Below are 13,872 nucleotides of genomic sequence, written 5' to 3' on the forward strand. Positions count from 1 at the left end.
TAGTACGAGCAATGACAGGAAGGCCAATGCCTGCGTCAACCACAATCAGTGTCCTGTTCATCGAGGACAGCCCGCATGATGCGGAGCTGGCGCAGATGGCCCTGGAGCGCGCCGGCTTCACGCTGGATGTCGAACTGACCTACGACCACACCGGCGTCGTCGAAGCGCTGCAGCGGCGCGAATTCGATCTGATTCTCGCCGATTTCATCCTGCCCGGCTTCTCCGGCAGCCTGGCATTGCAGGAGGCACGGCGCCTGGCGCCGCAGACGCCATTCATTTTCCTCTCCGGCGTCTATGGCGAAGAAAACGCCGTCGAAATGATGCGCTCCGGCGCGGTCGACTATGTCCTCAAGCAGAACCTCTCGCTGCTGCCCAAGGCGGTCACTCGCGCCCTTGCCGAGGTCAATGAACGGCGGCGCCGACAGCAGGCGGAACAGGCGCTGCGCGAGGTCGGCGTGCGTGCACAGCTGGCGATCGACGCCGCGCGCCTGGGCATGTGGGACTATGAACCGAGGACCGGCAGGCTGCTCGCCGATCAACGCTACCGGGCCATGTGCGGCCTGGACGCCAGCACGCCGCTGGACATGTCCGCCTTCGAGCACCTCTGCCACCCGGACGATCTGCCCTACCTGCGCGAGCGCATCCTGGCGGCCACCAGCGATCCGCAACAGGCCGACTTCGCCAGTGCCTATCGCATCCAGTTGCCCGATGGCCAGTTGCGCTGGCTGGAGATGCGCGGCCAGGCGTTCTTCAGCGAACAGCGCTGCGTACGCCTGGTCGGCGTCGTCATGGACGTCACCGAGCAGCGCTCCGCCACCGAAGCCCTGACGCGCCTGAACGAACTGCTTGGCGAACGGGTAGAGGAACGCACCCGCGAGCGTGATCGGACCTGGGAGCTGTCACGCGACCTGCTGGCGGTCACCGATTTCGACTCCACCGCCCTGGCACTCAACCCGGCCTGGCAGGACATCCTCGGCTGGCCACAGGAGGTGCTGCTCAGGCAGCAGCTGGCGCCATTGACCCACCCCGACGATCTGCGCGCCAGTCAGGGCTCGATGGGGGTGCTCAGCCGCGGCGAAGTCCCCCAGCGCTTCGTCAATCGCCTGCGTCATCGCGATGGCAGCTACCGCTGGATCGCCTGGAGCGCGGTGCCGGACGGCGGGCGGGCCTATCTTGCCGGGCGCGACATCACCAGCGAGATCGCCAATATCGACAAGCTGGCCGCCGCCAACGCCGCACTGCGCAAGCAGATCCAGGAGCGCGAGAAGGTCGAGGCGACCCTGCAGCAGATGCAGCGCCTGGAGGCTGTCGGGCAACTGACCGCAGGCGTGGCCCATGACTTCAACAATCTGCTGACGGTGATTCTCACCAGCGCCAGCTTCCTGCAGCGCGACCTGCAGCGCGGGGCGCCACTGGAAAACAGCCTGCGCCGGCTGGACTACATCCGTACCTCCGGCGAGCGCGGTGCCACCCTGACCAGCCAGCTGCTGGCGTTTGCCCGACGCCAGCAACTGACACCCTCGCCGCTGGATCTCAACGAGACCATCGAGGGCATGCTCAGCCTGCTCAAGAGCACCCTCGGTGGCGGCATCAGCGTGGTGACCGAACCGCAGGCCGACCTCTGGCATGCCCTGGTCGACCCCACGCAGATCGAGATGATCATCCTCAACCTGGCGATCAACGCCCGCGACGCCATGGGCGACGGCGGCCGTCTGACGCTAGCCACCCGCAACGTGCGCATCGACGCGCCCTCGCCACATGCGGACGAGCCAGGGCCGGGCGAGTACGTGATGCTCTCGGTGAGCGACACCGGCACCGGCATGAGCGAGGACGTGCTGCGCAAGGCCTTCGAGCCATTCTTCACCACCAAGGAAGTCGGCAAGGGCTCGGGGCTGGGACTGGCCCAGGTGTTCGGCTTCGCCAAACAGTCCGGTGGCGGCGTACGCATCTTCACCCGTCAGGGCGAGGGCACCCGAGTGCAGGTGCTGTTGCCCAGAACCGAGCCGGGCGCGGTCTGCTCCAACGCTGCTGCGGTGGTCGACGCCGAGCAGGCCGTCGTCGCCGGACGACATCACATCCTGCTGGTCGACGATGATCCTGCGGTACGCGAGGTCACTGCGCAGATGTTGCAGGGTCTCGGCTTTCGCGTCACCGAAGCCGATTCCGGCGCCAGTGCCCTGCGCCTTCTCGACAGCACCCAGGTAGACCTGTTGCTGGCCGATTTCGCCATGCCGCTCATGAACGGCGGCGAACTGGCCCGCGCGGTGAGCGCCAGCCGGCCGGAACTGCCGATCGTGTTCATCAGCGGCTACGCCGAGCTGGGCGCGCTCGGCCTGGGCGATAGTCCGGTGATTCGCAAACCATTCCAGGAACAGCAGATGGCACGCACGCTGTTCCAGGCACTGAAGAAGGCAGGCGGTCGCCGTGGCTAGCCTGCGCCTGCGGCTGAGGCAGTTCGGCGCTGAGCTGCATCGGCAGGTCGATGAGGCTTTCTCCGCGCTGACACCACACACAGCCGATGGCTATCGACGCTTTCTGCGCGCTCACGCCGCGGCCCTGTTCAGCCTGGAGCAGACACTCGAGCACCACGCCATCGAGCGGCTGCTCGCGGATTGGCCGACGCGTCGGCGCAGCCCGGCATTGCTGGCCGATCTGCAGGCACTCGGCTGCGCCGAGGCAATGCCAGTGCCGATGCTCGCGCTGCGGCAGGTGACGGAAGGCTGGTGCTGGGGCGCGGTCTACGTGCTGGAAGGCTCGCGCCTGGGTGCACAAGTGCTGGTTCGACGGGTGCAGAAAGAACAGCCCGCGGCACCGGTCAGCTACCTCGCGCACGGGGACAGCGCGGTGCTCTGGCCGGCGTTTCTCCGACAACTCGAAGCAGGCGCACACCAGTGCGACGAGCAGGAACTGCGGCGCGGCGTAGAGGACGCTTTCGCTCTGTTTCTGGAAGGGGCGCGTGGGCAGAACTGCCCTGAGCGGTTGCAGGACTGCCCGGCCTGACGCCGAACAGTCTGCAGTCACAGCCCAGGCGGTGCGCCTGGGCCGGGATCGTCAGTTGATCGCTTCCTGACGATTGAGGGCCGACAGGCCCTTGATGCAGCGAACCAGAGTCCAGATGAACCAGCCCAGCAGGACCAGGTAACCGACCAGAATGATGCTGGTCAGCAGGCCGATGAAGACCCACAGCAGCCCCCACCAGAAGGTGCGGATCTGATAGCTGAAGTGACTCTTGATGATCGGATTCTGCTCATTGCTGGCGTTGACATGCGCCAGGATCACGCCGACCAGGGCGCTGAGGCCGATCAGGAAACCCACCAGGTAGAGGATGTAGACGATCATCGCCATGTTCTGGTTGCTGACCGCCTGTACGGGAGCCGCAGCAGCGGCGGGCGCGGCGACAGGGGTGGCGGCGGCGGTGGCTACCGGCGGGTTTTGCAGATTTTCCGACATGAACAGCTCCTGATAATGCAATGTTGTGCCGTCAGGCGACCGTCCATCGGTGCTGACGGCGGCGAGCATCGCAAAATCGGAGCGCGTTCGTAAACCGCTTTGACGTCAATTGGCCAGCACTTCGGGAAATTTCCTGTCCGGCGCAAGACCTGCGCACGACACCGGGCAATCCTGACCGATCAATCAACGCCTGCGGGTCAGCCGCAGCAGCCACCACAGCAGCTTCCGGAAGCACGCTTGAGCTGACGCGCGATATCGTCCTTCAGCGCTACCCGCTCTTGCTTGAGCGCACCCAGCGCAGCGTCGTCGAGCAACTCGACGCCGTCCTCGATACGACAGATGCGCTTGTCGAGAACCTCGTAGCTGTCGGCCAGGTTGGCAAAGTGGCGATCGCTCTGGCGCAGACTGTGCAATTGCTCGCGCATGTCCGGAAAGTCGCGAACCAGGGGATGATGTTCAACGTGCATGAGCAGGACTCCTCAGGGGATTTTTCCGCAGTCTAGCGAGCACCGGCCAGCGACCACTTGACCCGGATCAACCCGCTCCCGGTGAGTCAGGCGAAGCGCTCGATCAGGGGCCCGGAATGCGCGCCGCGTGCCGTTAGAGCTCGAAGACACATCATCACTGGCACAAATGCCGGGATCGCAAAATCCGCACAGCGTCTAACCTGCAAGCACATGATTCCCATAGGAGCCTTCCGATGCCTCAACCTCCGTCCTGTTCCGCCTGCGCGGACGGCCAGGCGCTGCCGTTCGAGATCAGCATGGCGTTCCAGCCGATCATCGATCTCGACAGCGGCGAGACCTACGCCCACGAGGCGCTGGTACGTGGCAGCCAGGGCGAGCCGGCCGGCCTGGTGCTGGCGCGAGTCAACGACGACAACCGCTACGCCTTCGACCAGCGCTGCCGCACCACCGCCATCGAATGGGCAACCCGCCTGCAGATCCCCGCGCGGCTGTCGATCAACTTCATGCCGAACGCCGTGTACAAACCGGAAACCTGCATCCGCGCCACGCTGGAAGCGGCACGCACCCACGGCTTTCCACTGGAGCGGATCATCTTCGAGGTCACCGAACAGGAACGCGTGACCGACACCGACCACCTGCTGGAAATTCTGCGCGCCTACCGCAAGCAGGGCTTCCTCACCGCGATCGACGATTTCGGTGCCGGCTACGCCGGCCTCAACCTGCTCGCCGAATTTCAGCCGGACCTGATCAAGATCGACATGGCGCTGATCCGCGGCATCGAGGCCGATCCGGTGCGCCAGGCCATCGTCGAATCGGTACTGACGATGTGCCAGCGGCTCGATATCCGGGTGATCGCCGAAGGTGTCGAAACCCGCGAGGAACTGCTGACCCTGCAGGGAATGGGCATTGGTCTGTTCCAGGGCTATCTGCTGGCACGTCCCGGCTTCGAGTCCCTGCCCGCCGTCAGCATCCCCAGGTAAGCTCGCCGCGCTGACACTTGCCGTCGCTGCCAGCTAAGGCACAATGCTGCGCCAGGGAATCAAAGTCGTCGGGCACCACCGAACCAACCAATCAGAACGATCCACAGGAGTGAGCGATGGGCATCATCAACGAATTCAAGGCCTTTGCCGTGAAAGGCAACATGATCGACATGGCCGTGGGCATCATCATCGGCGCCGCGTTCGGCAAGATCGTCAGCTCGCTGGTCGGCGACGTGATCATGCCGCCGCTGGGCATGCTGATCGGTGGCGTCGACTTCTCCGACCTGGCCATCGTGCTCAAGGCCGCCGAAGGCGATGCACCGGCGGTGACCCTGGGCTACGGCAAGTTCATCCAGACCATCATCGACTTCATCATCGTCGCCTTCGCCATCTTCGTCGGTGTGAAGACCATCAACCGACTCAAGCGTGAAGAAGCGGTCGCCCCCTCCGCGCCGCCGGTACCGAGCAAGGAAGAACTGCTGCTCACCGATATCCGCGACCTGCTCAAGGCGCAGGCCGAGAAGCCCTGAGCGGCAACGCCGCGGGCAGATCGCTACCAGTAGTTCTCCACTGCGATCTGCCCCGGACGGCGCGTCAGCGCCAGCTGCATGCCGCGGCCTTTCAGCAGCGCCAGACCCTCCTCGATCATCTGCGGATTGCCGCAGAGCATGATCCGCGAATGCGCCGGGTCCAGCGCCACGCCCGCCGCCTGCTCCAGCTCGCCGTTGTCGATCAGCGTGGTGAGGCGTCCGTGCAGATAGCCAGGCGCCTGTTCGCGAGTCAGCGTCGGCAGATAAATCAGCTTCTCGCCCAGCCCCTCCAGATACTCCCGCGCCGGCAGTTCGCGGAGCAGGTCCTGATAGGCCAGCTCCTCGGATGAGCGCGCGCTGTAGACCAGCAGGATGCGATCGAAACGCTGCCAGACCTCCAGACCCTGGAGCATCGAGAGAAAGGGCGCCACCCCAGTACCGGTGGCAAGCAGCCACAGATCGCGGCCCTCAGGGAAGCGATCCAGGGTCAGAAAGCCGTAGGACTGACGCTCCACCAGCAGTTCGTCGCCCGGCTGCAGCCGGCTCAGCTCGCTGGTGAATTCGCCTTCCGGGACCACGATGGAGAAGAACTCCAGGTAGTCGTCGTGCGGCGCCGAGACCATCGAATAGGCACGCCAGACAATGCTGCCGCTGGGTTTGCGCACACCCAGGCGGGCGAACTGCCCGGCGCTGAAGCGAAAGCCCGGATCACGGGTACAGCGCAGACTGAACAGGGTCGACGACCAGGGTCGCACCTCGAGCAGGTGCTGGCGGGTGAACTTCTCGGCGCTGGCGGTCATACTTCGCTCCCTTTTCGTAACGCTCGCCACGGAAGCCGTGGGTAGTCTTCTTGATACGCCCTTCCGACCGCGACAAACACCGCCAGTTTGCATGCCTATTCTGACCAGCCCCTTCGCCAGCCTCGACCTGCTCCGCCAGCCCGAGCAACCCAACGAGCCGCTGAAGGCGTTCGACGCCGCCGACGACTACCTGCTCGGCCAGCTGCAGGCCGACGGTCTGCCGGCCGAGGCCCGCGTGCTGATCATCAACGACAGCTTCGGTGCGCTTGCCGCCAGCCTGGCGCCGCATGCACGGGTGAGCAGTTGGGGCGACTCGCACCTGGCGCATCTGGCGCTAGTGAAGAACCTGGCGCGCAACCAGCTGCCGGCGGACAGGGTGCACTTCATCCCCGCCAGCGAGCCGGTGCAGGGGCTGTTCGACCGGGTGCTGATCCGCGTGCCCAAGACTCTGGCGCTGCTGGAGGAGCAGCTGATCGGCCTGCATGGCCATCTGGCGCCCGGCGCGCAGGTGGTGGCCGGCGCCATGCTCAAGCACCTGCCGCGCGCCGCCGGCGACCTGCTGCAGAAGTACATCGGTCCGGTGCAGGCCTCACTGGCGCAGAAGAAGGCCCGTCTGCTCATGGCTACGCCCGCCGAGCGCCCGGCGCCACGTTCGCCCTACCCCACCCGCTATCGCCTGGACCAGCCAGCGCTGGAGCTGGTCAATCACGCCAACCTGTTCTGCCGCGAGGGACTGGACATCGGCACCCGCGCCTTCCTGCCGCACCTGCCCGAGGGGCTAGGCGAGGCACGGGTGGCGGATCTGGGCTGTGGCAACGGCGTGCTCGGCATCGCCTGTGCGCTGGCCAACCCCCAGGCGCAGCTGACCCTGGTCGACGAGTCATACATGGCGGTGCGCTCGGCGCGGGAGAACTGGCAGGCGGCGCTGGGCGAGCGGCCGGTGACCATCCGCGCTGACGACGGCCTCGCCGAGCAGCCGTCGCAGTCGCTCGACCTGGTGCTGTGCAACCCGCCGTTCCACCAGCAGCAGGTGGTCGGCGACTTTCTCGCCTGGCGCATGTTCCAGCAGGCCCGCGAGGCACTGGTAGCGGGCGGCGAGCTGTGGATAGTCGGCAATCGCCACCTGGGTTACCACGTCAAGCTGAAGCGCCTGTTCAGCCGCGTCGAACAGATGGCGGCAACGCCGAAATTCGTGATCCTGCGGGCGATTCGCTAGAAACGTCGGCGAGTCCTTAGCGAAACGGCGAGTTGCCTGATACATCCCTCATCCGGCGCTGCGCGCCACCTTCTCCCGGAGGGAGAAGGGAAGCTGTCCGGCGACGGCGCTGTGCGGGGCTCACGCGCGCCGAACGCGCGGGGCTTTTCCCTCTCCCGCCGGGAGAGGGTGCCGAAGGCGGGTGAGGGATGCTGCAAGCGACTTGCCGTCTAGAACCTGCTCTGAGGCGCAGCACCAGCCTCGCGCTGGCGAGCCTCTTCCTCGGCCGCACGCTTGGCTCGCGCAAGCTCCAGCAGCGATCCCTTGACCGCCGCCCAGCGCTGACAGGACTCGTCGGCGCAAGCTTGCTCCGCCTGTGGCTCCGGCAACCCGACCGCGGGAGGCCGATCTGCCTGATAGATCGCCAGAGTGGCCAGGCCAGCGGCCGCAATCAGTACCAGCAATGCCTTGCCCAGCGTCCCACGCAACCCCTGTACCAGCATCGCCAGGCCGATTTCCGTCAGCGCGTAGCCGCGCACCGCGAGCAGCGAATAGACACCACAGCCGACGAATATCAGTAACCACAGTGCCGCCGTATCTTCCCGTGTGAAGCCGCTCCAGTTGGCGACCAGAAAGGCCAGCGCCGCGCAGGGCAACAGGTGGCGGATCAGCAACAGGCCTCGGCGTCCGTCCACCCAGGTGTCCAGCAAAACCCATTGACTGAGCGTCACATCCACCCGCACCAGCGCATCGCTCAGCCAGGCCCAGCCGCGCATCACCCAGGCCAGGAAGGCGGTGGCCATCGCAGCGACGATAGCCAGCGGTATGACTTCGGCGAGATTGTCATCGAAGGCGCCGCGTCCGCTGCCCTGCACGAGCAGTCCGACGAGCAGCAGCAGGAAGAGCGCAACGCTGGTGTAGCGCCAGCCATCGCGGTCGGGGGCGATGTCGTCCGGCTCTTCCGGCTCGCCACAGCCCCAGGCATCCCAGAGTTCCGGATAGCGGTAGCGCAGCGTGTCGCACAGCAGTCCGTAGGCGGCCCAGTCCTCTGCGGTCAGGCTGAGCTTGAAACGCTCACGCTCGCCCGCCTGCATCGGTTTGAGCAGCAACCATGCCGCCTTCTGCTCGGCGTCGACCGGACGAGTACCTGCGAGGAAGCCACGCAGACGCCTCTCGTAGGCGACCTGCTCGGCGCGCCGTACCAGCGCCTGCCACTGCCAGAGATCGGCGAAATTGCCTTCACCCCAACCGCAGGCATCGCAGACCGCTCCGAAGAGCGCATCCGACCAGCCCGGTGTTTCCAGCAGCAGCTGTGCCAGCGCCTGCTGGAACTGCGCGCGCCGGTCGAAGCCCTGCAACCAGCCGGCTGCCAGCAGCATCCGCAAACACTCGAGGAACATGCGCTCCTGCCCCGCCTGCAGATCGCCCGCCAGCTCGTCGATGGCGTCATCGGCGAGCCGTGCGGCCAACGCGTTCATCGCCAGCAGCGGCAGCTCGCTTCGCTGCCCCAGCTCGAACCAGTGCAGACGCTGCAATGCCCAGCGCGTCAGTGCCTGAGCATCGCGTCTATCGGTCAGGCATTCGCGCAGGAGCTCACGCTCGAACAGCGCACGCTGCGCAGCGGCTTCTGCCTCGGCGAGCGCGGCCTCCAGCGCGGACGCCGAACCGTCGGCGAACCAGCGCGCCGGTGCCTGCTCGGCGACTTCCGGCACCGCGCTGGCAAGGGAGAGGTGTTGCAGGGGGGGCGATTGCAGCGCCAGCAGTTCGGGCAGTTGCGCATCCTGCGACCAGTCGGCGGCGTCGCCAGCCAGCCCTGGCGGCTCGACCAGCAGATCGCCGGGCGCGCCTTGCTCCGGCGAGTCCGCAGGCCGCTCCAGCGGGACACGCTGCGGCGGAGTGTGCAGCGTCAGCGGCGCAGGCAGTCCGGCCTCCTGCTGCGTGCCGCCGCGAAGGGGTAGCTCGATGGTTTCGATTGCCAGCCCGGTTGGCGCACTGTCCACCGAAGGCAGTTCTTCGCGTTCGTCCTGCACCTGCTCGGCGCGCCAGCGTGCCAGCTGCAGGGCGCGCTCATAGGCCTCGCGCAGACGCTGGAACGCCACCGGGTCTTCGTCCGGCCGATGGACCTTGAGCAACTGCGCATAGCGCCGACGGATCGTGCGCTCGTCGGCATCGTCGGGCAAGTCGAGGACAGTCCAGCAGTTCATCGCAGCCGCCTCAGAGTTGCCGTTCCAGTTCGTCCAGCCGCTGCGCCACCCCGGCGCGCGCTTCGCGGATGCGGTGTTCGTCCTGGCTGTCGAGTACATGCTGGAACTGTCCGGCCAGCTCGCCGACGTACTGGCGGGCTTCGCCCAGGCATTCCTGATAGAGCCGCTCCAGGCGCGCCAGCAGGATGCTGTTGACCTGCTGATCGCGCGGGTGAATCTTCAGCGACTCCAGCGCCTTGAGCCGCTCGGCGATCTGTTCGCGGGTCAGTACGCCGGGGTTGTTCTCGATCACCAGCGAATGGGTTTCATCGGTCAGCGGAATGCTCACCTGGGCTTCGAGCAGCCCGTTGATGTCATAGGTGAAGCGCACGTCCAGCGAGACCTCGCCGGCCTTGCGCGGCGGCACCGGAATATCCAGTTCGCCCAGGTAGATGTTGTCCTTGACCAGCCGGCTCTCGCCCTGGAACACCCGCAGCAGCACCTGGGTCTGGTTGTCATGCAGGGTCTGCACGGTGTTCACCCGGCTGACCGGCACCACGCTGTTGCGCTCGATGATCGGCAGATAGTGACCGGCCTCATGCTGCCTGCCGAAGGTCACGCTGGTTTCGATGCCCAGGCTGTAGGGGCAGACATCGGTCAGCACCACTTCCTCGAGTGCCGCGTGGCGTGCCTTGAGCGCCGCCTGCACCGCCGCGCCCTGAGCGATCACCTCGTCCGGGTTGAGGTGCATCGAGGGGATGCGCCCGAACAGTCCGGCGACCATCTTGCGCACCAGCGGCATGCGCGTGCTGCCGCCGACCAGCAGCACTTCGTCGAGATCGGCGGCACGCAGGCGGGCGTCGCGCAGGGCCCGTTCGATCGGCGCGCGCAGGCGCTCGATCAGCGGAGCCAGGGCACCCTGCAGCTCGTCCTGGGTGATTTTCTGGCTCCACTCGCGACCATCCTCGCGCAGGCAGAAGTCCACCTCGGCCTGTTGCCCGAGTGCATGCCGCACCCGCTGCGCCTCGCGACGCAGGCGCTGGACCAGCAGCGGCGTGCTGGTGTCCGGGAAGCCCTCCGTCCCCGCCTGACGCGCCAGAAAGTACTGCGCCAGGGCATCGTCGAAGTCCTCGCCACCGAGGAAGTTGTCGCCGGCGCTGGCGCGTACTTCCATCACGCCTTCGAACAGCTCGAGGATCGACACGTCGAAAGTGCCGCCGCCCAGGTCGAAGACCAGGATGGTGGTCTCGTCCTTCTGGTGCAGGCCGTAGGCCAGTGCGGCGGCGGTGGGTTCGTTGACCAGCTTCTCGACCTTCAGCCCGGCCAGCTCGCCAGCCACCCGGGTGGCCTTGCGCTGGGCATCGCTGAAGTACGCCGGCACGCTGATCACCGCTTCGCTGACCGGCTCGCCGAAGGCACGCTCGACATCTTCCTTGAGGCTGCGCAGCACCAGCGCGGACAACTCTTCGGGGCGCAAGACCTTGCTACCCAGGCGAATCTCGTGATTGCTGCCCATGTAGCGCTTGAACAGCGCGGTGGTCAGCTGCGGATGGGTCTGCAGGCGTTCGCGGGCGACCTGGCCGACGAGGATCTGGCCATCGTCATCGAGGCCGACCACGCTCGGTGTGAGCAACTGGCCGAGGGCATTCTCGACCAGGCGTGGTGCGCCCTCGTGCCAGACGGCGACCAGACTGTTGGTGGTTCCCAGGTCGATTCCCACGATCATGCCGGCGTAACTCCTGTAGACGCGGACACACGGAAGAAACGAGAAGACGGGCGGGTCCATGTGCCGGGTCGGGCATTAGACCGAGCCGTGGCGGGCAAGTAAAGCGTGCCGCTCGGCGCCTGCCGAACGGAACACAGTCCGCGCTCAGCGCGCGGCGAGGCGGCCGTTCAGCCGGGTTTCTTCGGGCCCTTGCGCGCACCGCCGGCAAACCCCGGACCCTTGCGCACGGCCTTGACCCTGGGCTTGTCGTCGCCGTCGAACCAGTTGCCCAGGTGCACCTTGCCCTTTGCCCCGGCGCCGCTCCCCGGCACCAGCTTCTGCTTGGGCTTTTTCGGCTTCTTCAGGATCTGCCCGCCGAGCACCGTCTGCGGCACGCGGTGATCGGGGATGAAATCCGGCTCGTCGTGGCGCGGCAGCACCTGGCGGATCATGCTCTCGATGGCCGCCAGCTGCTCGACCTCGTCGGCACAGACCAGCGACACCGCCTCGCCCGTGGCGCCGGCACGACCGGTGCGGCCGATGCGGTGCACGTAGTCCTCGGCGACGATCGGCAGGTCGAGGTTGACCACCAGCGGCAGGTCATGGATGTCCAGGCCGCGCGCCGCCACGTCGGTGGCCACCAGCACCTGCACCTCGCCGGCCTTGAACCGCTCCAGCGCACGCAGGCGCGCCGGCTGCGGCTTGTCGCCGTGGATCGAGTCGGCGCTGATGCCCTGCTGCCGCAGCAGGCTCTCCAGCTCGTCGACGCCCTTGCGGGTCTTGCCGAATACCAGCACCTGGCCCCAGCGCCGCTCCGCCAGCAGGTGCAGGAACAACTCGCTCTTGCGCTTCTTGTCCACCGTCACCAGCCACTGGCGCACGCTCTTGGCCGCCGCGTTGCGCGGGCTGACCTCGACCGACAGCGGCTCGCGCAGCAGCTCGCCGGCCATGGCGCGGATGACATCGGAGAAGGTCGCGGAAAACAGCAGGGTCTGGCGCTTCTTCGGCAAGGCGCTGAACAGCTCGTCCAGCTCGCGGGCAAAGCCCAGGTCGAGCATGCGATCGGCCTCGTCCAGCACCAGGGTCTCCAACTGATCGAAGCGCACCGCGTTCTGCCGGTACAGATCGAGCAGCCGTCCGGGGGTAGCCACCAGCAGGTCGATGCCCTTGCGCAGCGCCATCATCTGCGGATTGATGCTGACCCCGCCGTAGACCGCGTAACTGCGCAGCGGCAGGCCCTCGGCATAGGTCTGCACGCTCTGCTGCACCTGCTCGGCCAGCTCGCGGGTCGGCACCACCACCAGCGCGCGCACCGAGTTGCTCGCCACCTTGGCGCCCTGCAACGTCAGCCGTTGCAGCAGCGGCAAGGCGAAGGCCGCGGTCTTGCCGGTGCCGGTCTGCGCTGCCGCCATCAGGTCGCGGCCCTTGAGCACGGCCGGAATCGCCTCGGTCTGTACCGGCGTCGGCTTCTGGTAACCGAGCGTCGCCAGGGTGCGTTGCAGGGGTTCGATCAGGCCGAGGGCGGCGAAGGTCATGGCGGTATTTCCGAGGCGGGCGACGAAGCTGCGCAGTTTACCCGCAGCGCCGCGTCATTGCCCGCGCCGCCACTGCGGCAGACCGATCAGCACCACACCGCCAACGATCACCAGCATCGCCAGCCACTCGGCGGCGACGATCCGCTCGCCGGCGAAGAAGATACCGAGCAGCACCGCCACCACCGGATTGACGTAGGCATAGCTGGTCGCCGCGGCCGGCCGTACCGTCTTCAGCAGGTACAGATAGGCGCTGAAGGCGACGATCGAGCCGAACACCACCAGGTACGCCAGCACCGCCCAACCGGCGAGGCTGGGCATCTGCGTCAGTCGCTCGCCGGTGAGCGGGCTGAGCACCAGCAGGACCGCACCCGCCACCAGCATCTGCGCGGCGCTGGCCATGGGCCCGGCCGGCAGCGGCAGGTAGCGACTCCACACCGAGCCGAAGGCCCAGCTCGCCGCGGCGAACACCAGCAGCGCCGCGCCCAGCGGGCTGGCCTGCAGGTTCGACCCAAGGTTCAGCAGCACGATGCCGAGCAGCCCGAGCAGGATGCCGGCCCACTCAAGCAGCCGCGCACGCTGACCCCAGAACAGACCGAACAGCAGAGCGAACAGCGGCATGGTCGCAACCGCCAGGGCCGCCACGCCGGACGCCACCCCCAGATGCTCGGCGACACTGACCCCGCCATTGCCGCCGACCAGCAGCAGCGTGCCGATCAGCCCGGCGGCGCGCCACTCGCGCGCGCTCGGCGAGGGCACGCCACGCCAGCGCAGCCAGGCGTAGAACAGCACCCCGGCGATCAGGAAGCGCACACCGGCAAGCATCAGCGGTGGCCAGCTTTCCACGCCGATACGAATCGCCAGGTAGGTGGAGCCCCAGATCAGATAGAGAGCGGCGAAGGCGCCAATCAGCAACAGGGGGATGCGGCGGGCGGACATGATCGATGCACCAGAATGGGGCCGCCCATTGTCGCCGCTCGCGACGCGACGCAAAAGCCCGGTTTAGAGCGATTCTTTGTTCGAGAAAAGA

Annotated in this window: 12 protein-coding genes; 5 read left to right on the plus strand and 7 right to left on the minus strand. The window is 66.8% G+C overall.

What is annotated here, in order from left to right; genetic code table 11:
- Positions 1-26 precede the first annotated feature (26 nt).
- Positions 27-2,432, plus strand: coding sequence for a response regulator (locus tag DBO85_RS11740; protein ID WP_108107464.1), 2,406 nt, complete (start codon positions 27-29; stop codon positions 2,430-2,432).
- Positions 2,425-3,000 carry a biliverdin-producing heme oxygenase gene (locus DBO85_RS11745; RefSeq protein WP_108107465.1) on the plus strand — a complete coding sequence of 192 codons (576 nt, stop codon included), beginning with the start codon at positions 2,425-2,427 and terminating at the stop codon, positions 2,998-3,000. The genes DBO85_RS11740 and DBO85_RS11745 overlap by 8 nt, the downstream gene beginning before the upstream one ends.
- A 51-nt stretch (positions 3,001-3,051) precedes the next feature.
- On the opposite strand, the gene DBO85_RS11750 is transcribed toward DBO85_RS11745, so the two are convergent.
- Both DBO85_RS11750 and DBO85_RS11755 read right to left on the minus strand, forming a co-directional pair.
- The gene (locus tag DBO85_RS11750; protein WP_199286998.1) at positions 3,052-3,450 is read right to left on the minus strand and encodes a DUF4870 family protein; all 399 of its coding nucleotides are present in this window, start codon (positions 3,448-3,450) and stop codon (positions 3,052-3,054) included.
- Positions 3,451-3,647: 197 nt separating this feature from the next.
- Positions 3,648-3,917: a YdcH family protein gene (locus DBO85_RS11755; protein WP_108107466.1), complete on the minus strand. Its 270-nt coding sequence runs from the start codon at positions 3,915-3,917 to the stop codon at positions 3,648-3,650.
- Positions 3,918-4,150: 233 nt separating this feature from the next.
- Between DBO85_RS11755 and DBO85_RS11760 the strand changes: the two genes are divergently transcribed.
- Both DBO85_RS11760 and mscL read left to right on the plus strand, forming a co-directional pair.
- Positions 4,151-4,897, plus strand: a complete 747-nt coding sequence (locus tag DBO85_RS11760; protein ID WP_108107467.1) for an EAL domain-containing protein — start codon at positions 4,151-4,153, stop codon at positions 4,895-4,897.
- 116 nt (positions 4,898-5,013) lie between these two features.
- Positions 5,014-5,427, plus strand: a complete 414-nt coding sequence (mscL, locus tag DBO85_RS11765) for a large-conductance mechanosensitive channel protein MscL (RefSeq protein WP_108107468.1) — start codon at positions 5,014-5,016, stop codon at positions 5,425-5,427.
- A gap of 23 nt (positions 5,428-5,450) precedes the next feature.
- Here the strand turns inward: mscL and DBO85_RS11770 are convergent, their stop codons facing one another.
- Positions 5,451-6,227 carry a ferredoxin--NADP reductase gene (locus DBO85_RS11770; protein ID WP_108107469.1) on the minus strand — a complete coding sequence of 259 codons (777 nt, stop codon included), beginning with the start codon at positions 6,225-6,227 and terminating at the stop codon, positions 5,451-5,453.
- Between the two features lie 91 nt (positions 6,228-6,318).
- Here DBO85_RS11770 and DBO85_RS11775 point away from each other — a divergent pair, with 91 nt between their 5' ends.
- Positions 6,319-7,443, plus strand: a complete 1,125-nt coding sequence (locus DBO85_RS11775; RefSeq protein WP_108107470.1) for a methyltransferase — start codon at positions 6,319-6,321, stop codon at positions 7,441-7,443.
- A gap of 209 nt (positions 7,444-7,652) precedes the next feature.
- On the opposite strand, the gene DBO85_RS19460 is transcribed toward DBO85_RS11775, so the two are convergent.
- The 4 genes from DBO85_RS19460 to yedA form a co-directional block, all read right to left on the minus strand.
- Positions 7,653-9,626: a J domain-containing protein gene (locus tag DBO85_RS19460; RefSeq protein WP_233356600.1), complete on the minus strand. Its 1,974-nt coding sequence runs from the start codon at positions 9,624-9,626 to the stop codon at positions 7,653-7,655.
- 10 nt (positions 9,627-9,636) lie between these two features.
- Positions 9,637-11,331, minus strand: coding sequence for an Hsp70 family protein (locus DBO85_RS11785; protein ID WP_108107471.1), 1,695 nt, complete (start codon positions 11,329-11,331; stop codon positions 9,637-9,639).
- A 167-nt stretch (positions 11,332-11,498) separates the two neighbouring features.
- Positions 11,499-12,845, minus strand: a complete 1,347-nt coding sequence (locus tag DBO85_RS11790) for a DEAD/DEAH box helicase (RefSeq protein ID WP_108107472.1) — start codon at positions 12,843-12,845, stop codon at positions 11,499-11,501.
- A 54-nt stretch (positions 12,846-12,899) separates the two neighbouring features.
- Complete coding sequence (gene yedA / locus DBO85_RS11795) at positions 12,900-13,781, minus strand: drug/metabolite exporter YedA (RefSeq protein ID WP_407681467.1); 882 nt, start codon at positions 13,779-13,781, stop codon at positions 12,900-12,902.
- Positions 13,782-13,872 lie beyond the last annotated feature (91 nt).

Source organism: Pseudomonas mangrovi, from assembly GCF_003052585.1.
GTDB classification, from domain to species: Bacteria; Pseudomonadota; Gammaproteobacteria; order Pseudomonadales; family Pseudomonadaceae; genus Aquipseudomonas; species Aquipseudomonas mangrovi.